The following is a 20,961-nucleotide window of genomic DNA, read 5'->3' on the forward strand; positions in this document are numbered from 1 at the left end:
TAATGACCATTTCGCAGAACGGCGCCTTTGTGCGCCAGCCGCTGATTGCCGGCAACTGGAAGATGAACATGGACCACGTCCAGGGCATCACCCTGGTGCAGAAGCTGGCGTGGACCCTGAAGGACCATGAGCACGATTACGATCGTGCCGAGGTCGCAGTGTTCCCTCCCTTCACCGACATCCGCGGCGTGCAGACACTGACCCTGGGCGACAAACTGGATATCGTTTACGGTGCCCAGGATCTGTCCGCACAGGACTCAGGTGCGTACACTGGTGAAATTTCGGGCCAGTTCCTCAAGAAGCTCGGCTGCACCTACGTTTTGGTAGGCCACTCCGAGCGTCGCGAGTACCACAATGAAACCAACCAGGTGATTGCCGCCAAGCTGGCTGCTGCCTACCGCCACGACCTGACCCCGATGCTCTGCGTCGGCGAAGGCCTGGAAGTACGCAAGGCCGGCGAGCATGTGGCATTCACCCTGGACCAGTTGGCTCAGTCGCTGGAAGGCGTAACCGCTGAGCAGGCCGCAAGCCTGGTCATCGCCTACGAACCAGTCTGGGCCATCGGTACGGGCGAAGTTGCCGGACCAGCTGACGCGCAGGAAATGTGCGCCGCAATTCGCGGTGCGCTGGCTGAACGCTTCGGTGCAGAGATTGCCGAGAAGACTCAACTGCTCTATGGCGGTAGTGTTAAGGCAGCAAATGCCGCATCGATCATGCGCGAACGCGATGTTGATGGCGTGTTGGTTGGCGGTGCCAGCCTGGATGCCGAGGAATTTGCTAATATTGTCAGGTTCGAGCATCATCTCGTCACCGACTGAATCTAACTAAGGAACCGTCGACTTGGATATTATCAAGATCATTTTGCAGGTATTGCTGGGCATTACAAGCGTCCTGCTGACCCTGCTGATCCTTTTGCACAAGGGCCGTGGTGGCGGTATGTCCGACATGTTCGGCGGCGGCATGACCAGCTCAATGGGATCTTCGGGTGTAGCCGAGCGCAACCTGAACCGCATCACCATTATTCTTGGTCTGATCTGGGGTGCCGTGATTATCGGCCTCGCTCTGGTCCTGCGATTCAGCATCGAAGCCTAGGCAGTACCCTTCCGTAGCAGTCAATAGGCGCCTTCCACATCATGTGGAAGGCGCCTATTGCGCGTCTCAGGCCAGTTGCCCGAACTTCTCGGTATCGGCAATCGATCCCAGCACGAGGATCTTGTCTCCGGTCTGCAGGACGGTGTTTCCGTCCGTGTTCTTCCATTCGCCGGCCGCATTGGTCGTGGCAGCGATGGTCACCCGGTATTTATTGCGTACCCCGGCATCACTGAGTTTCACACCGTGCAATGTGGCTGGTGCGCTCATTTTCACCATGGCATAGCCTGGATCGACTTCCAGGTAGTCCATCATGGATCCGCGCACCAGGTGGGCGACTCGCTTGCCCATGTCCTTCTCCGGGTAGACGATGTGGTGGATTCCGAGCTGCTCCAGGATCAGACCGTGCCGATCGTCCTGCGCCTTGGCCCAGATCTGCGGGATCCCCATGCTGACCAAGAGCGAGCAGCACAGGATGGATGACTGCAGGTGGCTGCCTACGGCAACCACCACGCGGTCGAACTCGTGGATCGAGAGCTGTTCAAGGATTTCCCGGCTTGAGGCGTCGGCGCGAACCACCTGAGTCAATTCCCCATTCAGGGACTGGACGATGTTCTCGTGCACGTCAATGCCCAGGACATGGGTACCGGACTTCATCAGTTCCAGGGCCAGGGATTCGCCAAATCGCCCGAGCCCGATCACTGCAACGGAGTCCGCCTTAGACAGGCCCTTGGCGTCATTTCGAAAATTCAGTAGCTTAGCCAATTGAAGGCCTTTCCTTGGGGAGTTCGTAGAGCGCTTTTCGATCGCGCAGGGCCAGCGCGGAGCCCAGCGAGAGGACCCCGACGCGGCCCAGGTACATCAATGCAATGAGGATGCCCTTGGCAGGGTCCGGCAAATCCGGGGTAATGCCGGTGGACAGCCCGACGGTGCCGAATGCGGAGGTGGCTTCAAAGAGGCAGCGGTCCAGGGAATAGCCGGTCAGCAGCAGCAGGCCCATGGTGCCGACGAATACCGCCGCTACGCCCATCAGCGCCACCGTGATGGCCTGCCGGTGCACCGAGCGGGACAGGCGCTTGCCTAGGACATTGACGGCGGTCTCGCCGCGAAGTTCGGTCATGATGATGAACAGCAGGATCGCAGCCGTGGTGATCTTAATGCCGCCGGCGGTGCCGGCAGGCCCTCCGCCGATGAACATCAGCACATCCATGCCCAGCCAGGAGGCTGGATGCATCGCGCCGATATCGATGGAATTGAAGCCAGCGGTACGTGTCTGCACCGATTGGAAGAATCCAGCCAGGATCCGCTGGGCAGGTTCAAGCTCGCCCAGCGTCTTCGGATTGGACCATTCCATGGCGGTGATGAAGATGGTGCCGCCAAGCAGCAGCAATGCGGTCATGAGCAGGACCAGGCGAGTGTTCATCGTCCACTTCAGCGAATTCCGCCAGTGATGCCTGAGCTGGACCAGAACCGGGAAGCCCAAGCCGCCGAGGATGATGGCGATGCTGATGGGGATGCATAGCCACGGGTCCGCGACGAAATCCATCAGGTTATTCGAGTAGAGGGCGAATCCCGCGTTATTGAAGGAAGAGACCGCATGGAACAGGCCATGCCAGATCGCCCTGGCGGGTTCGTAGTCGTAGGCCAGCCAGAAGCGGAGGGCCAAGACGAAGGCCACTGCGGATTCGATGGCCAGTGACAGCTTGATGATCATCAATGCCGAGGTGCGCACGTCGGCGCCGGAAACGGCGGAGCTTTCGCGCTGGGTGGAGAGCCGGGTGAGGTAGCCGATTCGGCCCATGACCAGCATGCTCAGCAATGATGCGACGAGCATCAGACCCAGGCCGCCGACCTGAATCAGGACCAGGATGACGATCTTGCCGAAGAGGGTGTAGTGGGTTGCCGTATCCAAGACAGTCAGGCCGGTGACGCACACCGCTGACGTCGCGGTGAAGATCCCGTCCACCAAGGATGTGAAGGTGCCTTGCGTGTTGGCCGCCGGTGAAGACAGGAGCAATCCGCCAATGAGGATTGCGCCGGCAAAGGCGAAGGCTACTGCGCGTGCGGGTTTGGCCAGCACGCTGTGCTGCGCGGCGGACCGCGCATTGGGAAGATTCATGGAGATCGCAATGGTCGAAATAACGTCTCGCGAAACCGTGGGACGAGTAGTACGAATGAAATAATACGCTCGGAAAAGCCGGTGTCAATGGTGATTCCCGTCACCTGGCCCGTAGTTGATAGCGGACCTGCGGGAGCGCCTGGTCCGTTCTGCCACAGTCCCGCCGCCGGTTAAAGCAGACCGGCAGCCACGCGGAAAACGCGTGGCTGCCGGTTTGCCGCTGGTACTGCTAAGTTTCGAGCAATTCCACGACCCGCTGTGCGGTACCCCAGGAAAGGGTGACCCCAGCCCCGCCGTGGCCGTAGGCCGCAATGACAGGCACCGCGTGCCCGTCGACGCGCTCCAAGCGGATCGTCTCGCGTGCCGGGCGCAGCCCCACCTTGTGCTCCAGGATCTCGCAGCCGGCCAGCTGGGGGACCAGGCCGATGGCACGGCGCAGCATGTCGGTGGCGGTCTGCGGGTCGACCTCGGCGTTGAAGTCGTTGGCCACGTCGGTACCGCCAACAATGATGTCATCGCGGCGCGGAATGATGTAGGTGACGCCCTGGGGATGCTCGTCATAGCAGAGCCAGTGGACCAACCCTGCGGTGTTTGCCAGGCGAATCACCTGGCCTCGGATGGGGTAGACAGTGCCGTCATCCCCGGTGAGTTCGCCGCCGCGCAGGCCCGTGGCCAATACGACGGCGTCGGCCTCTTCCTGCAACTCGTCGATGGATCCGATGGTGCGCTGGATGAACTTGACGCCCTTGGCCAAGGCTTGTTCATGCAGCCAGGAGAGGTAGAGAGGCATAGTGATCACCGGGACGGTGGCACGCATGCCGGCGGCGGCAATGCGCGGGATGTCTTCTGCTGGGGCTTCGGCGGCGTTGGCGACGATCTGTGCCCAAGAGCGGTCTTCCTCCGGGGACGCTTCCAGATTCAGGCCGCGGCGCAGGTCGATGCCGGTTTCCTTGATGCCGGAGAGCTCCTCGAAGCGTGCCAGCGAACGGGCGAGCAGCAGATCGGCGGCTGCGGAGTTCTGCGAGTGGTACGGGAACCAGATGGCTGCGGCCACCGCGGAGACGGTCTGCAGCGGCAGCTGGTCGGCGATGACGGTGACCTGGTGGCCGGCGGCAGCCAGCTCATGGGCGGTGGAGAGCCCGATGACGCCGGCGCCGATCACCGTGACCTTGCGGGATGGCTGCGCGGCATCGGGCAGCGGGGCGGAATGCATGGGAACCTTTCGGGCAGGTGGCGAGGGGAAAGCAAAGGCCGGTGCCGTGATCCTGGAGTGCAGGATCGCGGCACCGGCGATGCGGTGCAGGCTAGAGCAAGGTGGCCGCGGCGCGGTCGATGATCCAGCGGGTCGCTTGGGTGCCGTGCACGGCGGAGGCCGGGACAGCGGTCTCGTTGACCTCGTGCTGGGCCTTGGCCAGCGCCGGCGCCTTGTCGGCACCGGCCACGATCAGCCAGACCTCCTTGGCGGTGTTGATGGTGCCCATGGTGAGCGTGACGCGGTGCGCAGGCGGCTTGGGGGAGTCGTGGACCGCGATGACTCCTGGCTCATCGGACCGGGTGTGGTTCGGGAAGAGCGAGGCGACATGCGAGTCCGGGCCCATGCCCAGCATCAGCACATCGAACGCGGGGTTCAAGGCGCTGTCTTCGGCTTCCCCGGCCAGTTCCTCGGCGTAGGCCGCGGCGGCCTGCTCGGCGGACTCGTACTTGTCGCTGGCGCCCATGGCGTGCACGGTGGCGCGGTCCAGGCCCAATTCATCCAGCGCGTCGAACAGGGCTGCGGCCTGCAGCACGTTGCGATCTGCTGAATCGGTGGCGACAAAGCGCTCGTCGCCCCACCAGAAGTGCACCTGCGACCAGTTGACCGAGGCCTTGGCGGGGTTGGCCGCGACGGCTTCCAGGGCGGCGATGCCCAGCGAACCGCCGGTCACCACCACGTGGGCAACTCCGCGGGCGGCCAGTGCATCGGCGATCGCGGTGATCAGCCGGGCCGCAATGGCGTGGGCGGTAGCTTCCGGGTTCTCATGGATCAGTATTTGCCTAGCGATCACTGGATCTGATGCTCCTCAGGTTGGTCAGGTTCAGGCCCTTGGTGATGACCTCGCCGAAGACGTCATCGGCGTCCAGGCGGCGCATCTCTTCGGCCAGGCATTCGGCCACCGAACGCCGTGGCAGGGAGATGCGTTGCGGGGCCGATCCGGGCAGGTAAAGGTGGGCTACCGCGCCGGAAGGGCGCGAAAGCTCCACGTCGCCGGCTTCGCGTGCCAGCCGGACGCTGGAGAGCCCGCCATTGGACTTGTCCGCGGCGATGGTCACCGGGACGTCCAGGCACAGGGTCAGCCAGGCGGCCAGCAAGGTGGTGGACGGGGAATTATCCGAGCCCTTCACGGTGATGCCCGAGAGCCCCTCGGTGCCGATCAGGTCGATGATGCTCGCCAGCTGGGCACGCCACAGGGTCAGCCGCGTCCAGGCGAGGTCGGTGTCGCCGGCCTGGTAGGTCTCGATGCGGCTGAACAGCGCGGCGGTGGGGTCTTCGGTTTCCGCCGAATCGGTGATGCGGCGGTGCGCCAGCTTGCCCAGCGCGGTGCCGGCCGGATCCTGCGGCACGCCATGCGGCCACCAGGCTACGATCGGCGCATCGGGCAGCAGCAGTGCGGAGATCAGCGCCTCGTCGGCCACGACATCCGGGCCGTAGGTGCGCATCACGATCACCTCGGAGGCGCCGGCGTCCCCGCCCACGCGGATTTGCACGTCCAGCCGGTTGGCCTCGGACTTGTTGCCGCGGACCACCACGATGATCCGGCAGGGGTGCTCGCGGCTGGCCAGGTTGGCCGCCTCGATCGCGTTCTCGGCGAACCCCTCGCGGGTGATGACCACCAGGGTCATCACGCGGGAGAGCGCTACCACGCCGTGGGTGCGGCGCGAGGAGATCAGCTTCTTGGCCACCTTGGAGGTGGTGGTGTTGGGAAGATCGATCATCATGGTCGTCTCCAGGTCCTTCCATCCTTGGCCATCAGCTCATCGCTGCTTTCGGGTCCCCAGGAGCCCGGAGCGTAGGGATCGGGCTGGGTGGGCTGCGAGGCCCAGAACTCCTCAAAAGGATCCAGGATGCGCCAGGACTGCTCGACTTCCTCATGGCGCGGGAACAGCGGCGGCTCACCGAGCAGCACATCGAGGATCAGCCGCTCGTAGGCCTCGGGCGAGGATTCGGTGAAGGCGTTGCCGTAGCCGAAGTCCATGGTCACATCGCGGATCTCCATCTGGGTGCCGGGCACCTTGGAGGAGAAGCGGATGGTCGCGCCTTCATCGGGCTGCACGCGGATCACGAACGCGTTCTGGCCGAATTCGTCGTCCTTGTGGTCGGTGAACAGCAGGTTCGGCGCCTTCTTGAAGACCACCGCGATTTCGGTGACGCGGCGGCCCAGGCGCTTGCCGGCACGCAGGTAGAACGGCACCCCGGACCAGCGGCGGGTATTGATGTTCAGGCGCACCGCCGCGTAGGTCTCGGTTTTGGACTTCGGGTTGAAGCCCTCCTCGTCGAGGAAGCCGACGACCTCCTCGGCGCCCTGCCAGCCAGAGGTGTACTGGCCGCGGGCACTGGCCGCGCCCAGGTCCTCGGGCAGCTGGACGGCGGTGAGCACCTTCTCCTTTTCGCTGCGCAGGTGGTCCGCGTCGAAGGAAATGGGTTCCTCCATGGCGGTCAGCGCCAGCAGCTGGAGCAGGTGGTTCTGGATGACGTCGCGGGCGGCGCCCACACCGTCGTAGTAGCTGGCGCGGCCGCCAATGCCGATGTCCTCGGCCATGGTGATCTGCACGTGGTCCACGTACTTGTTGTTCCACAGCGGCTCGAACATCTGGTTGCCGAAACGCAGAGCCAGCAGGTTCTGCACGGTTTCCTTGCCCAGATAGTGGTCGATGCGGAACACCGCGTCCGGCGGGAACACGGACTCCACGATCTCGTTCAGTTCGCGGGCGCTTTGCAGGTCGTGGCCGAAGGGCTTCTCGATGACCACGCGTTCCCAGCCCGGGTTCTTGTCCTTGGCCAGCTTGTGCTCGGAGAGCTTCTGGCAGACAACCTCGAACCAGCTCGGCGGGATCGAGAGGTAGAAGGCGTGGTTGCGCCCGGTGGACCGGGATTCGGCCAGTTCGTCCAGGGTCGCGGCCAGCTTCTCGTAGGCGCCATCATCGTCGAAGGCGCCGGAGATGAAGCGCATGCCGGCGGCCAGCTGGGCGAACACGGTTTCGTTGAAGGGGGTGCGGGCGCTGGCGAGGATCCATTCGCGGGCCTGGTCGGCGAAGTCCTGTGCCGTCCAGTCGCGGCGGCCGAAGCCGACAATCGCAAAATTCGGGGGAAGCAGTCCGCGGTTAGCCAGGTCGTAGACCGCTGGCATGAGTTTCTTGCGGGCAAGGTCGCCGGTGATTCCGAAGAACACCAGCGCGCCCGGACCGGCAATGCGGTTAAGCCGCCGGTCGCGGGCGTCGCGTAGTGGGTTGCTCATAGTGCCTTACTTCGCTGCCTCTAGCAGGGCAGCGATTCCGGCGGCGCGGTCCGTGAGGTTCACGCGCAGCACTGGGCGGTTATGTTCGGCGTCAGCCAGTACTGCGCCATCGCCGATCGCCTGGGCGGTGATCAGGCCGCCGAAGGTGTACGGACGCTCCGGGATCCCAAGGTCTTCCTTGTGATCCGCGGTGACCTGCAAGAACACGCCCTGTGCCGGGCCGCCCTTGTGGTACTGGCCGGTGGAGTGCAAGAAGCGCGGACCCCAGCCGAAGGTGACTGGACGGCCGGTCTTCTTGGCGAGCAGATCGCGCAGCGCGGCAAGCTCCTGGTCCGCATTGCGGTTCAGGTATGCCTGGATGGCGAGGTAGCCGTCTGCCGGAAGCTGCGCGGCGAGCTGCTCCACAGCCGCCTCCAAGGTCTTGGCCCCGGTGCCGTAGAGCTCAACTGGTCCGTCCACTGCATCCGGTGCGCTCTGCGCCGGAGCATCGAGCATGGAACGGGCGGCGATCTTCGCGGCCTCGACATCAGGCTGGTCGAAGGGGCTGATGCCCAGCAGGTAGCCGGCCACGGCGGTGGCGTACTCGAAGATCATGAAGGCGGTGCCCAGCGGTGCACTGAAGTGCACGGCGGTGGCGTCCTCGTCGAAATCCTCAGGCAGCGCGTCGTAGACGAACAGCGGCAGCACGTCCTGAGCCGGGTTCGCCAGCTCCGGTGCATCCACATGCGCGGCAACAGGCAGCACGCCCTTGCCTTCCTTGCCGGTGGACTCGGCGATCAGCTGCTCGGCCCAATCGCCGAAGCCCGGCAGGGCATCGCCCACACAGGCAATCAGCAGCTTGTCGCGGCCCGCGGTAGCCATGGCGGCACCCAGGTGCAGCGCGAGGTTGTCCTCGTCGTCCAGAGCCAGCACATCGTTGATCAGCCCGGATTCTTCAACCAGGGCTTCGATGTCCGCGCCGGCCAGGCCCGAAGGGACCAGGCCGAAAGCGGTCAGCGCCGAGTAGCGCCCGCCGACATTCGGATCCGCAGTGAATACCGCGCGCACGCCATCAGGATTATCCATGGGCGAGCCCGGATCGGTGACCAGCACCAAGCGGGTCGCCGGATCAATGCCGGCAGCCTGGAAAGCTGCGGTGAACGCACGGCGCTGCGAATCGGTTTCCACGGTGGAACCCGACTTGGAAGCAACCACCACGACGGTGCGCTGCAGGTCGGTTTCCACGATCTGCTTGACCATCGACGGATCGGTGGTGTCGCAGATGACCAGTTCCACCTCGTCATGGGCGGTGATGACCTCAGGAGCCAGCGAGGAGCCGCCCATGCCGCACAGCACGATGCGGGTCAGGCCCTCTTCTTGCAGCTCATCGCGCAGATCCAGGATCTGCGGGATCAGTTTGCCAGCTGCCTCGAAGGGGTTGACCCAACCGAGGCGGATGGCCGATTCAGCTTCTGTCTCAGGACCCCAAATGGTCGGGTCCTGGGCGGCGATGCGGCTGCCGATCTTCGCTTCGATCAGCTTCGGGAGCAACGCATCGACGGAGGCCAGGGCCTCGCCGGAGGTTACCAGACCAAGCTCCATCTACTTGGCTCCCTTCAATGCCACAGCCATGTCCTCAAGCAGCTCGTTCCATGCGACGTCGAACTTCTGAACGCCTTCGACCTCGAGCAGGTCCACGACCTCGTTGTAGTCGATGCCCAGTGCAGCGAGCTTGTCCAGCACGCGGTTGGCCGCATCGTAGCCGCCGGCGATCGCGTTGCCGCGCACCTCGGCTTCAGCCGCGGTGGCGTCCAGGGTCTTCTCCGGCATGGTGTTCACGGTCTGCGGCGCGACCAGTTCGGTCACGTACAGGGTCGATGGGTAGGCAGGATCCTTCACGCCGGTCGAAGCCCACAGCGGACGCTGGACGTTGGCGCCGGCAGCTGCCAGCACCTCGTAGCGTGCCGAAGCGAAGGACTCTTCGAAGACCTGGTAAGCCAGGCGGGCATTGGCCACGCCGGCCTGGCCGCGCACGGCGGCCGCGGCATCGGTGCCGATGGCGTCCAGGCGCTTGTCGATTTCCGAATCCACGCGGGAAACGAAGAAGGAAGCGACCGAGTGGATCTTGGACAGGTCCACGCCGGCAGCGTGGGCCTTCTCCAGGCCCAGCAGGTAGGCGTTGATGACCTCGCGGTAGCGTTCCAGCGAGAAGATCAGGGTGACGTTCACCGAAATGCCGGCGGCAATGGTTTCGGTGATGGCTTCCAGGCCCTCGACGGTTGCCGGGATCTTGATCAGCACATTCTCGCGGTTCACGCGTTCGTACAGGGCCTTGGCCTGGGCGATGGTTGGTGCGGTCTCGTGAGCCAGGCGGGGATCGACCTCGATGGACACGCGGCCGTCGAAGCCCTGGGAGGACTCGTAGACGCCCTTGAACAGGTCGCAGGCAGCTGCCACGTCGTCGCTGGTGATTTCGGTGATCGCGTCTTCCACCGAGCGGTGCTTCTGCTCGGCGATGGCCTCGCCGTACACCTCTGCCTTGGACAGCGATGCCGCGAAGATTGCCGGGTTGGTTGTCACGCCGACCACGTTCTTCTCTTCGATCAGCTTGGCCAGCGAGCCGCTGGTCAGCCGTTCACGCGAAAGGTCGTCCAGCCAGATGGAGACGCCGGCATCGGACAGGGCCTGGGTATTCGGGTTGCTCATAATCTTTACTTCGGTTCCTTACTTGGCAGCGTTCTGCATGGAGGTTTCGGCAGCGGCTACAACAGCCTCGGTGGTGATGCCGAACTCGGAGTACAGCTTCTTGTAATCGGCGGAAGCGCCGAAGTGATCCAGCGAAATGATTTCGCCGTGCGCGCCGACCAGCTCGCGCCAGCCCTGGGCCACGCCGGCTTCAACCGAAACGCGGGCGGTGATGGCTGCCGGCAGGACCTCTTCGCGGTAGGCCGCGTCCTGCTTGGCGAACCATTCCAGCGACGGCAGCGAAACGACGCGGGCCGCGACGTTCTTGGCAGCCAGGGCTTCGCGGGCTTCGATAGCCAGCTCGACCTCGGAGCCGGTGGCCAGCAAGATGACATCCGGAGTGGTCTCCGCGCCATCGCGCACAGCCTCGGCGAGGATGTAGCCGCCCTTCAGCGTGCCTTCGGCGCCGCGGAAGCCGGTGGCCGCGCGGTCGTAGATTGGCAGGTTCTGACGGGAGAGGACGATGCCCGACGGGGTGTCGGTCAGCTCGAGGATGCCGCGCCATGCGTAGGCGACTTCGTTGGCATCCGCTGGGCGGACGACGTCGAAGTTGGGGATGATGCGCAGCGAAGCGAGCTGCTCCACTGGCTGGTGGGTCGGGCCGTCTTCGCCCAGGCCGATGGAGTCGTGGGTCCACACGAAGATCGAGGGGACACCCATCAGCGCGGCCAAGCGGATCGCCGGACGCTGGTAGTCCGAGAAGATCAGGAAGGTTCCGGAGAATGCACGGGTCGGGCTGGAGAGCACGATGCCGTTCACGATCGAGGCGGCGGCGTGCTCGCGGATGCCGAAGTGCAGCACGCGGCCGAACGGGCTGGCGGACCAGGAATCGGTGGAGCGGCGCTCGGGAGCGAAGGACTTCGCGGTCTCGATGGTGGTGTTGTTCGAACCGGCGAGGTCGGCAGAGCCGCCCCAGAGTTCTGGCAATTCATCGGCGATCGCGTTGATGACCTTGCCCGACGCGGCGCGGGTAGCCATGGTGGAGCCTGGCTCGAAGGCCGGGATCTTCTCGGTCCAGCCCTCTGGCAATTCGCCAGCCTGCAGGCGCTCAAGCAGGGCGGCTTCTTCCGGATTGGCTGACTTCCAGGCCTCGAAGGTCTCGTTCCACGAGGCGTGCAGCTGCGCACCGCGGGTTACGACCTCGCGGGCGTGAGCCAGTACATCGTCCTCGATCTGGAAGTTCTTCTCGGGGTCGAAGCCCAGGATCGTCTTCAGGCCGGAAACTTCCTCGGTACCCAGCTTCGAGCCGTGGATGCCGCCGGTGTTCTGCTTGGTCGGCGATGGCCATCCGATGATGGTGCGCAGGCTGATGATCGATGGGCGGGAGGTCTCGGCCTTCGCGGCGCGCACAGCAGCATCGAGTGCGGCCATGTCCTCGACGTATTCTCCGGTGACGGTCCAGTCCACGCGCTGGGTGTGCCAGCCGTAGGACTCGTAGCGGCCCAGCACGTCTTCGGTGAAGGCGATGTCGGTGTCGTTCTCGATGGAGATCTTGTTGTCATCGTAGATCACAACGAGGTTGCCCAGTTCCTGGTGGCCGGCCAGCGAGGAGGCCTCGGAGGTGACGCCTTCCTGCAGGTCGCCATCGGAAGCGATGACGTAGACAGTGTGGTCGAACGGGCTGGTCCCTGCCTCGGCAGCTGGATCCAGCAGGCCGCGCATGCGGCGCTGGGAGTAGGCGAAACCAACGGCGGAAGCCAGGCCCTGGCCCAGCGGACCGGTGGTGATCTCAACGCCGGCGGTGTGGCCGAACTCCGGGTGGCCCGGGGTCTTGGCGCCCCAGGTGCGCAGCGCTTCGATGTCTTCCATCTCCAGACCGTAGCCCGAGAGGAACAGCTGCAGGTACAGGGTCAGCGAGGTGTGGCCCGGGGAAAGCACGAAACGGTCGCGGCCGATCCAGTTCGGATCCTTCGGATCGTGGCGCAGGTGCTTCTGGAAAATCAAGTAGGCGGCCGGAGCCAAGCTCATTGCGGTACCGGGGTGGCCATTGCCAACCTTTTCGACGGCGTCGGCTGCCAGGACACGGGTGGTGTCGATGGCCTTACGGTCCAACTCGGTCAGTGAGAATTCTTCTACTAAGGATTCAGTCGCCACAGCGGCGTTCCTTCCATTCAGGCTTGGACGGGAGATATCTCCCGCTGACACGCAATACGCCGTCGCCTCCTGCTTCCTCCGGCTGTGCTTTATTCAGAGGGATGCAGGTCGCGACGGCGCAATCTGAGTCAACTCTATCGCGAAAAGGCGTATTGGGGCGTTGGATTTAGCAAGATGACACAGAATTATTCGGTTTGCGCAGAAGGTGGACTTGATACGGCTATTCATGCCACGGCGTGAGCGAATTGCTCAGGCATTCTGCGCATTCGTGCGCAGGTGGCAGCCGGGGGATATGGGTGGCCGGGCACTTCTGCCAGCCGGTGCACGGCAACCAGCCAACGCTACAAAGAACAAGATTTGTTCCACTAGCGGCCATCAGTTGCCATCTTTGTTCATTTGGGAGCAGGGTCCGGGGGACCGCGCGCAATCTGCCGAAATGCTGTTGGGCATTTGGAACTGGATGAGTTCTCCCGCCGCGCGGGGTTATTCCATCGAAGGCTCCCGGCTTGTCGACTTTGGCGTGCTGCAACGGTACGCGGGAAACGCTGGTTGGGGCGGGGGCTGCCTGCGGAAGATCGGTTCGAGGAGCAGAATCCGATGGGAGCGTGAAGCCGCAAAGGTGCATGGCTAGCCGCCGGGCAGGCGATTGTAGCGTCTTGAATTGAGCCAAATCACCATTTTTCAACTGTGATCCTCTCCTGGGGAGTTTCAATCAATTTCTATCCAGCGTAGAATGACAGTGTCTGTCTTGTACCCGTGAAGAACTGAGTGCGTTTAATTGAAGACTCAAAGTGTCGCCGCAGCATCAGTGCCCCGCGCATCGCGTCAGCCTGATGAAAATGCCGGCGATTTTCTGAAGCGCAAGGCCAATGCCTACGTGGCGTTGACGAAGCCTCGCGTAATCGAGTTGCTGCTAGTGAGCACCCTTCCGACCATGATCTTTGCCGAACGGGGTTTCCCCTCCGTCTGGCTCATGATCTCCACCCTTGTTGGTGGAGCTATGGCCGCAGGTGCTTCTGGTGCATTCAACTGCTATATCGATCGCGATATGGATAAGTTGATGAAGCGTACCAAGGGGCGCCCTTTAGTCACTGGGGACCTCACCCCGAGGGAAGCACTGGTCTTCTCTTGGGTATTGGCCATAGCCTCCCTGGTGGTTCTCTGGGTTGGCACCAATCCGCTGACGACCGCCTTGGGCCTGGCTGCAATCCTCCTCTACGTCGTGTTCTACACTTTGATCCTCAAGCGCCGTACCGCTCAGAACATTGTCTGGGGTGGCATCGCCGGCTGCATGCCTGTGCTGATCGCTTGGGCCGCAGTGACCAACACAATTGAATGGCCAGCGATCATCCTGTTCCTGGTGATCTTCCTCTGGACCCCGCCGCATTACTGGCCGCTGTCCATGAAGTATGCGGATGACTACAACGCGGCTTCAGTGCCTATGCTGGGCGCGATCGCCAACGCTCGCCGCGTTTCGGTACAGGTTGTGCTCTACGCTTGGGCCACTGTCGTTTGCTCGATGCTGCTGGTCCCACTGGGTAGCGCAGGAATCGTTTACACCGCAATCGCTGGTGGCGCGGGCATCTGGTTCGTCTACGAATCGCACGTGCTCTACCGCGAAGCGCAGAGCGACCATAAGCCGGCTGAGATCAACCGCAAGGCCATGAAGGTCTTCCATATCTCCATTACCTACTTGTCGATCGTATTCCTGGCCTTGGCCATTGACCCGTTCGTGGGTAGCCCGCTGTTCGGCTAGGTTCAACGCCGCAGCTGAGCGTCGGTTAGCGCCCTTCCTGGAATCCAAATGAAAATGGATTCCAGGAAGGGCGCTTTTCTGCGTTCGAGCGTAGTTGCCCTTCGCATCGGCCAATGCATGCGCACTATGCGTTTAGGCAGAAATTACTCTCATCGAGGGAAATAAGACTAGATCTTGCTATGCAAGTCTTGCTACGCAAGGTATGGTTATCGCATGTCCGATCAACGCGAGAAAATCGCCACGAATATACGCAAGGGCGTCCTTGAGTACTGTGTGCTGGCTTCGTTAGCCAGCGGAGATAAATACGGGTTGGAGCTGGCAGAAGAGCTCACCGCGCGGAAGCTTACCGCCGGCGAGGGGAGCCTGTATCCGTTGCTGGCGCGCATGAAAGCCACTGGGCTGGTAGAAACCTACTGGGAAGAAGGCGCGTCGGGACGCAAACGGAAGTACTACACCATTACCGAGCACGGGCATCTGATGGTTGGCGAGTTCCGCGGGGTATGGGAAGCAATTTCAATGCAAGTCACCGATCTACTTGGAGAGCAACATGGCATCGACAGCTGAGCAGTACAGTGCGGAAGCGTATTTGCGGGAATTGGGGAAGCTCCTGCGCGGTGCTCCAAGGGATATGGGCTTAGAGCTTCTGGAGGATGTGGCGCAGCATATCGAGGATGGCCGAGCCCTAGGCAGGGATGATGACCAGATCCTCGCCGCGCTAGGCAGTCCTGAAACTGTTGCAGCCCCTCTGATGGCCGAGTACGCGGCTCCGCAGGAGCGGGCCATCCTACGCAGGAATAGCTTGGTGCTCGGTGCGGTGGCACTGGTCCTCGGTGTCCTTGTCTCCATCATCGATACGACTCTGGCAGATACCCTGGGTGACCTGATTTTTGGCGCTTCTGTGCCAGAAGGTGAGGGCAGTAGCTACGACTCGATATATGAGCAAGGCGCATTGCAACTGCTGATCTTCGCAATATTCGGACTTGGCGTAGCGGCCACCGCGGTCATGAAGGGAAAAACGGCACGAATCTACGGCTACGCGGCGGCCTTGTGCATGACAGCGCTCGTTGCCGGATTAATTACCAGCAGTGGAATCTTCTATATCCCGTCAATGGTCGCAGCATGGATGCTAGTCGGAATCAATGGGCGTTCGTCCAAATCGGTGAATCGAGAACCGCGTTCAAAGTTGATCCGCATCATTGGTGGCACTGCTCTGCTATTGCCAGTCGTGCTCCTGGGAGCCGCATCGTTCACGAGTATCGAGCCGAACGTCGCCGTATACGCATACCTTGCCCTGGGCTTGGCCTGCGGCATCGGGTTCTTGTCCAATTCCCGGATTGCTCTATGGGCTACCTGCGCTAACGGCGCCGCCCTTCTTGCGGTTTCCACCGTGGATCAAGGCCTGCTGCTTGCGGCATTCTGGCTAGCCGGAACAGTCTATTTCTTCTTTGGACTTTATGGTTTGATGTGGTTCACGCGCCGTGGAACGGCCGGGGGACAGCGTTAAGCAACTGGGGGTTGCCTTGCACATCGAGTGCAGGGCAACCCCCAGTCATTTACTCAGGATTCTAGGAATCGTTGCGCTGGTATTCCGGAAGGATGGCAGCCCGATCCCAGACGTTTGCGGAGGCGGCAAGCAGCAAGCTCGCGCCGAGCATGTGGGAGAGTACCAGGGCGACTGGCAGCCCATTGAAATGCTGGATGTAGCCGATTGCTGCCTGGACCGCAATTGCCGCGACAAGCCACCAGATGGCGATACGAAGCTGGATGTTTCCGCCCTGCTTGTAGGCCAGAATCAGCACCACGATGGTTGCGGCAACGAGCAAGTACACCGGAGCAGTATGCATGCGGGTTACCAGCAGCGGATCGAACAAGTGGCGCGGGGCATCGGCATCGCCTGCATGCGGTCCGGTGCCGGTCACGATAGTTCCGAATGCCACTGCGAGCAGGGAGAAGATCCATGCGGCGAAGGAGAGCTGGCGGATCGACTTGCTGCTCTGATCGAACTTGCGGTTCTTCAGTTCCTTGGCGGTGCGGTTCACCTGGAATGTTGCCATGATGACCAGTGCGCCGGAAATCAGGAAGTGCACCGAAACGACCCAAGCGTTCAGTCCGGTCCACACGGTGATGGCTCCGATGAGTGCCTGCAACGCGATGCCGGCGAGCAAGCCGATGGACAGCTTGAACAGGGTGCGGTGGGTAGGGCGCATCTTCCAGATGGAGATCAGGAACGCGACAGCGATGACCAGCAGGACAAAGGTCAGCAGGCGGTTGCCGAACTCGATGATTCCATGGATGCCCATTTCCGGGACAGGGGTCATCGAACCGGGAACGCAATTGGGCCAGTGGGAGCAGCCGAGGCCCGAATTCGTCAAGCGTACGGCTCCACCGGTGACGATAATGCCAATCTGCGAGATCAGGGATGCGATCGCGAGACCATGCACGAGGCGAGTGACCTTCGTGGGCAGTTTATCGGCCCAGCTCTGGGTGGCTTGGGCTGAAGACATTGAAATCTCCCTTTTCGGAATTTGGGTGGTGGTCAGCTCCATTTGAACAGCTTGATGGCTGCAAAGGAGCCAACTGCTGACCAAAGGATCAAGAAGATAAGGCCAGCAATGCTGAACTGGCCGTGGATCAGGGCATCGCGCATGGCATCGCCCAGCGCTGCCGATGGCAGCGCATTCAGGGTTGGCTGGGCCCAATCAGGGGCCATGCTCAAGGGGTAGAGGACACCGCCGGCACCGGCCAGCAGGATCCAGGCAAGGTTGGTGATCGCCAACGTCGCTTCAGGGCGGACGGTGCCGGCAATCAGCAGGCCTAGCGCGGTAAACGCGGCTGCGCCCAAGAACAGGAAGAGTATAGCCGGAGCAATGCCCCAAGGGTTCGGATGCCAGTCCAGGAACAACAAGGAGACAGAGCAGATTAAGACGACCTGGATCAGCAGGACCGACAGCACGGCAATGACCTTGCCGAAAATCAGTCCGGTTTTCCCCAGCGGCGTAGTGGAGAACATGGTCAGCACGCCATAGCGGCGGTCAAATCCGGTGCCAATTCCCTGCCCGGTGAAAGCCGTCGAAATGACGCACAAGGCCAAGACGCCAGGAACGGCGGCATCAATGCTGCGGTCTGCGACATCCTTGACCAGATCGGTCAGGGTGAGCACGAAGAGCGCAATGAGCGGCATGACAACAGCGAGAATGAGCTGTTCGCCATTGCTGAGCATCTGGATGGATTCGTATTTACCCTGGTTCAGGATTCGGCGCAGTGGCGAGACAGCATTGGAGCGTGCCTGTGTTTGGCTCATGCCCTTCCCTCCTTCTGTGCGATTTCAAGGAAAACGTCTTCGAGGCTTCGTGACTGCAAGTTGAGCTCGGTTGGCAAAATGCCCTCCTGGAGCCACCAATGGGTTAGCCAGTTCAAGTGTTCGGGGGAGTTGACCCCGTCGAGCCGGTATTGGCCGGCTCCGGTCTCCTCCAGGTGCAATCCTGCCGGTGGTTCAGGTAGGCGCAGCCCTGCTGGGGCGGAGAAGGACACCGGGCGGGTGTCCTGGTCTTCGGCAGCGCGGGCCGTCAGCTCGGCCACGGTGCCTTGCGCCACGGTGCAGCCCTTGTCGATGATGTAGACGTAGTCGCTGAGGCGTTGCGCGTCATCCATGAGGTGGGTGGTGAGGATGATGGCCTTTCCTGCATCGCGAAGTTCGGCAATGAGGTCGAAGACTACCTGGCGGGACTGCGGATCCAGCCCAGCACTTGGTTCATCGAGGAAGAGCACTTCCGGATCTCCGGCCAGCGCCAGGGCCAAGGCGACGCGCTGCTTCTGGCCACCAGAGAGACGGCGGATCGTGCGGGTGCCAAATGATTCGAGATCCAACCGTGTGATCAACGCATCAATATCAATGGGCTTCTGATAGAGGGAAGCGACGTGCCTCAAGAGCGGAACCGGTCGCATTGAGGGTGGCAACCCTCCGTCTTGGAGCATGACTCCGACGCGGGAACGCAATTCGGGATTGTCGCCGAAGGGGTTCTGGCCCAGGAGTTTGACGGTTCCGCCTTCGGGCTGAAGCAGCCCCTGGGCACAAGCGAGGGTCGTGGATTTGCCGGCTCCGTTAGCTCCTAAAAGCGTGGTGACCTGACCCGGATAAGCTTTTAGGGACACCGACTCCAGGACTCGCAACATGCGATTGTCCAAGGCGGGGACTGGACCTAAATCTTTAGCCAGCTCGTTGATGACAAGGCTGGGAGTTACAGAAGACACTGAAACATTCTACGACATGTCGAACTGGCTGAGCTGAGTGTTTTGTCACCAACCCTCGAGTTCCGTTGAGGTGGGCGGGACAATGGGAGTGTCAGAGGTTCGATTCAAGTAACGCACTAGTCGGGCAAGCATGTCCTTAGTAAGTCCTTCCTTACTAGACCTAGAGCAAAAATTTACGCATGATTGTGTTGTGTATTCATCAAATTCAGAATCAGCTAGTGGCTCCACTGCCGCGACAGTTGGCGCAGTTGGGGATACCGAGGAGCGTACGCGCGACCGCGTCCTGTACGCAGTACTCGAGGACGGGCCGGTCAGTGCTGCCGAGCTTGGAAGCAAGCTGGGCTTCACGCCTGCTGCGGTCCGCCGTCACCTCGACGCGCTCTCAAAATCGGGACTCGTAGAGGTGAAACTGGTAGCCAACCAGAAAACCGGTGCTGGACGTCCGTCGCGTCGCTACGTGCTTTCGCACCGCGGGCAGACGAAGTTGGGCAACGATTACCTGGAGATTGCTTCCGACGCATTGAAGATGCTCGGCGATGCGGCCGGAGAGGACGCGATTCGCAAGTTTGCGCGTAACCGCTTCGCATCAATGGAAGACCGATACGCCAAGGCGCTGGTCGGCGTTGAAGGGCTGGAAGCACGAGCCGAGGTGCTGGGCAATTTGCTCAGTGCAGATGGATTCGTGGGATACACCCGAAAAGTGGATACCAAAGTGGCAACTGCCCTGATGCATAGCGTGCAGCTATGCCAGGGACACTGCCCGATACAAGACTTGGCACGAGAGTTTCCAGTGTTTTGCGACATGGAAACGGAAATGTTCGCCCGCTTGCTAGGCGTCGACGTCCGACGACTGTCGACCTTGGCCGGTGGAGGACACGTGTGCACGACCCACATCCCTGTGGGGCGTGAAAAGGCGCCAATGCGCGCTGAGAAAAGAACTCGAATTCAGTTCACGAAGCAGGAGAGGCCGCGATGACGGATCAGATTGCACAGGAGTCTGCCGACCCGGGTGTAATTTCCGAAATTCTGGAGAAGAACCCCGAACTCCACGGAATCGGCAATTACGAATACGGCTGGTCAGACAAGAACGACGCGGGTGCAAATGCGCGCCGTGGCGTCGACAAGGACGTAGTGGCGAATATTTCCGCCCTGAAGTCCGAGCCAGAATGGATGCTGGAGCGTCGCCAGAAGGCGCTGAAGTACTTCGATCGCAAGCCAATGCCTACCTGGGGTCCAGACCTCTCGGGTATTGATTTCGACAACATCAAGTACTTCGTGCGTTCCACCGAGAAGCAGGCGACCTCCTGGGAAGAACTTCCAGAAGACATCAAGAACACCTACGACAAGTTGGGTATTCCAGAGGCTGAAAAGCAGCGTCTGGTGTCCGGCGTTGCCGCCCAGTACGAGTCCGAGGTTGTCTACCACCAGCTGCGTGAAGACCTTGAAGCCCAGGGCGTCATCTTCCTTGACACCGACACTGGACTGAAGGAGCACCCGGAGATCTTCCAGGAGTACTTCGGCTCGGTCATTCCAGCGGGCGACAACAAGTTCGCTTCGCTGAACACTGCCGTGTGGTCCGGCGGCTCGTTCGTGTACGTCCCGAAGGGCGTACATGTGGAGATCCCGCTGCAGGCTTACTTCCGCATCAACACGGAAAACATGGGCCAGTTCGAACGCACCCTGATCATCGCTGATGAGGGCTCCTACGTTCACTACATCGAGGGTTGCACCGCACCGATCTACCAGTCGGATTCGCTGCACTCTGCCGTTGTGGAAATCATTGTGAAGAAGGACGCCCGCGTTCGCTACACCACGATCCAGAACTGGTCGAACAACGTCTACAACCTGGTGACCAAGCGTGCCGTCTGCGAAGAAGGCGCCACCATGGAATGGGTCGATGGCAACATCGGCTCGAAGGTCACCATGAAGTACCCAGCCGTTTACCTCGTTGGCGAACGCGCCAAGGGTGAGACCCTGTCCATCGCCTTCGCCGGCGAGGGCCAGCACCAGGACACCGGATCCAAGATGGTCCACATCGCTCCGAACACCTCTTCGGCCATTGTGGCCAAGTCGGTGGCTCGTAACGGTGGCCGCTCGGCTTACCGCGGCCTGGTCCAGGTCCAGGAAGGCGCCAAGGGCACCAAGAACTCGGTGGTCTGCGACGCGTTGCTGGTCGACCAGATCTCGCGTTCGGATACCTACCCGTACATCGACGTCCGCGAGGACGACGTAACCATGGGCCACGAGGCGACCGTCTCGCGCGTTTCCGAAGAGCAGCTGTTCTACCTGATGTCCCGCGGCATGGCCGAGGACGAGGCCATGGCAATGATCGTGCGCGGCTTCGTTGAGCCAATCGCACGCGAGCTGCCTATGGAGTACGCGCTGGAACTGAACCGCCTTATTGAACTTCAGATGGAAGGATCGGTCGGCTAAGA

Annotated in this window: 19 protein-coding genes; 7 read left to right on the top strand and 12 right to left on the bottom strand. The window is 61.8% G+C overall.

The features are described 5' to 3' along the window. The first annotated feature begins 2 nt into the window (after positions 1-2). Both tpiA and secG read left to right on the top strand, forming a co-directional pair. Entirely contained in the window at positions 3-818 is an 816-nt protein-coding gene (tpiA, locus tag ACIOU9_RS03655) for a triose-phosphate isomerase (protein ID WP_105656663.1), read from the top strand. Between the two features lie 22 nt (positions 819-840). Next, positions 841-1,092: a preprotein translocase subunit SecG gene (gene secG / locus ACIOU9_RS03660; RefSeq protein WP_105656662.1), complete on the top strand. Its 252-nt coding sequence runs from the start codon at positions 841-843 to the stop codon at positions 1,090-1,092. A 66-nt stretch (positions 1,093-1,158) separates the two neighbouring features. Here secG and ACIOU9_RS03665 read toward each other — a convergent pair whose 3' ends face one another. From ACIOU9_RS03665 to tkt, 9 genes are all read right to left on the bottom strand, one after another. Then, positions 1,159-1,854, bottom strand: a complete 696-nt coding sequence (locus tag ACIOU9_RS03665) for a TrkA family potassium uptake protein (RefSeq protein WP_181148794.1) — start codon at positions 1,852-1,854, stop codon at positions 1,159-1,161. Next, positions 1,847-3,208 carry a TrkH family potassium uptake protein gene (locus ACIOU9_RS03670; protein WP_105656661.1) on the bottom strand — a complete coding sequence of 454 codons (1,362 nt, stop codon included), beginning with the start codon at positions 3,206-3,208 and terminating at the stop codon, positions 1,847-1,849. The genes ACIOU9_RS03665 and ACIOU9_RS03670 overlap by 8 nt, the downstream gene beginning before the upstream one ends. Positions 3,209-3,437: 229 nt before the next feature. Then, positions 3,438-4,421, bottom strand: coding sequence for an NAD(P)/FAD-dependent oxidoreductase (locus ACIOU9_RS03675; RefSeq protein WP_402696064.1), 984 nt, complete (start codon positions 4,419-4,421; stop codon positions 3,438-3,440). A 91-nt stretch (positions 4,422-4,512) separates the two neighbouring features. After that, a complete protein-coding gene (gene pgl / locus ACIOU9_RS03680) occupies positions 4,513-5,253 on the bottom strand; it encodes a 6-phosphogluconolactonase (protein ID WP_105656659.1) in 741 nt (246 codons plus the stop codon). Continuing rightward, complete coding sequence (locus tag ACIOU9_RS03685) at positions 5,243-6,184, bottom strand: glucose-6-phosphate dehydrogenase assembly protein OpcA (protein WP_105656658.1); 942 nt, start codon at positions 6,182-6,184, stop codon at positions 5,243-5,245. The genes pgl and ACIOU9_RS03685 overlap by 11 nt, the downstream gene beginning before the upstream one ends. Further along, positions 6,181-7,701, bottom strand: a complete 1,521-nt coding sequence (zwf, locus tag ACIOU9_RS03690) for a glucose-6-phosphate dehydrogenase (protein ID WP_105656657.1) — start codon at positions 7,699-7,701, stop codon at positions 6,181-6,183. Before zwf ends, ACIOU9_RS03685 begins: the two co-directional genes overlap by 4 nt. A 6-nt stretch (positions 7,702-7,707) precedes the next feature. Next, positions 7,708-9,282 (bottom strand): glucose-6-phosphate isomerase, encoded by a 1,575-nt coding sequence (locus tag ACIOU9_RS03695; RefSeq protein ID WP_402696066.1) that lies wholly within the window; start codon positions 9,280-9,282, stop codon positions 7,708-7,710. Next, entirely contained in the window at positions 9,283-10,386 is a 1,104-nt protein-coding gene (gene tal / locus ACIOU9_RS03700) for a transaldolase (RefSeq protein WP_105656655.1), read from the bottom strand. It lies immediately after the preceding gene. An 18-nt stretch (positions 10,387-10,404) separates the two neighbouring features. Further along, positions 10,405-12,519, bottom strand: coding sequence for a transketolase (gene tkt, locus ACIOU9_RS03705; protein ID WP_402696068.1), 2,115 nt, complete (start codon positions 12,517-12,519; stop codon positions 10,405-10,407). A gap of 808 nt (positions 12,520-13,327) precedes the next feature. Between tkt and ACIOU9_RS03710 the strand changes: the two genes are divergently transcribed. The 3 genes from ACIOU9_RS03710 (at position 13,328) to ACIOU9_RS03720 (ending at position 15,779) form a co-directional block, all read left to right on the top strand. Next, positions 13,328-14,275 carry a heme o synthase gene (locus ACIOU9_RS03710; protein WP_105656652.1) on the top strand — a complete coding sequence of 316 codons (948 nt, stop codon included), beginning with the start codon at positions 13,328-13,330 and terminating at the stop codon, positions 14,273-14,275. 213 nt (positions 14,276-14,488) lie between these two features. Continuing rightward, a complete protein-coding gene (locus tag ACIOU9_RS03715) occupies positions 14,489-14,839 on the top strand; it encodes a PadR family transcriptional regulator (protein ID WP_105656651.1) in 351 nt (116 codons plus the stop codon). Further along, positions 14,823-15,779 (top strand): HAAS signaling domain-containing protein, encoded by a 957-nt coding sequence (locus tag ACIOU9_RS03720; RefSeq protein ID WP_332727184.1) that lies wholly within the window; start codon positions 14,823-14,825, stop codon positions 15,777-15,779. The genes ACIOU9_RS03715 and ACIOU9_RS03720 overlap by 17 nt, the downstream gene beginning before the upstream one ends. A 61-nt stretch (positions 15,780-15,840) precedes the next feature. On the opposite strand, the gene ACIOU9_RS03725 is transcribed toward ACIOU9_RS03720, so the two are convergent. Genes ACIOU9_RS03725 through ACIOU9_RS03735 form a run of 3 tightly spaced genes read right to left on the bottom strand, consistent with a single transcriptional unit; the run spans position 15,841 to position 18,526 of the window. Continuing rightward, positions 15,841-16,779: a heme A synthase gene (locus ACIOU9_RS03725; RefSeq protein WP_105656845.1), complete on the bottom strand. Its 939-nt coding sequence runs from the start codon at positions 16,777-16,779 to the stop codon at positions 15,841-15,843. A gap of 32 nt (positions 16,780-16,811) precedes the next feature. Then, entirely contained in the window at positions 16,812-17,576 is a 765-nt protein-coding gene (locus ACIOU9_RS03730) for an ABC transporter permease (RefSeq protein ID WP_402696070.1), read from the bottom strand. Continuing rightward, positions 17,573-18,526, bottom strand: coding sequence for an ABC transporter ATP-binding protein (locus ACIOU9_RS03735; RefSeq protein WP_402696072.1), 954 nt, complete (start codon positions 18,524-18,526; stop codon positions 17,573-17,575). The genes ACIOU9_RS03730 and ACIOU9_RS03735 overlap by 4 nt, the downstream gene beginning before the upstream one ends. Before the next feature lie 190 nt (positions 18,527-18,716). On the opposite strand from ACIOU9_RS03735, the gene ACIOU9_RS03740 reads away from it, so the two are divergent. After that, positions 18,717-19,502, top strand: coding sequence for a metalloregulator ArsR/SmtB family transcription factor (locus ACIOU9_RS03740; protein WP_105656647.1), 786 nt, complete (start codon positions 18,717-18,719; stop codon positions 19,500-19,502). Beyond that, positions 19,499-20,959: a Fe-S cluster assembly protein SufB gene (gene sufB, locus ACIOU9_RS03745; RefSeq protein ID WP_133834195.1), complete on the top strand. Its 1,461-nt coding sequence runs from the start codon at positions 19,499-19,501 to the stop codon at positions 20,957-20,959. The genes ACIOU9_RS03740 and sufB overlap by 4 nt, the downstream gene beginning before the upstream one ends. The last annotated feature ends 2 nt before the right edge of the window (positions 20,960-20,961 follow it).

Origin of the sequence: Glutamicibacter sp. NPDC087583, from assembly GCF_044743685.1 — a bacterium.
Classification (GTDB): domain Bacteria; phylum Actinomycetota; class Actinomycetes; order Actinomycetales; family Micrococcaceae; genus Glutamicibacter.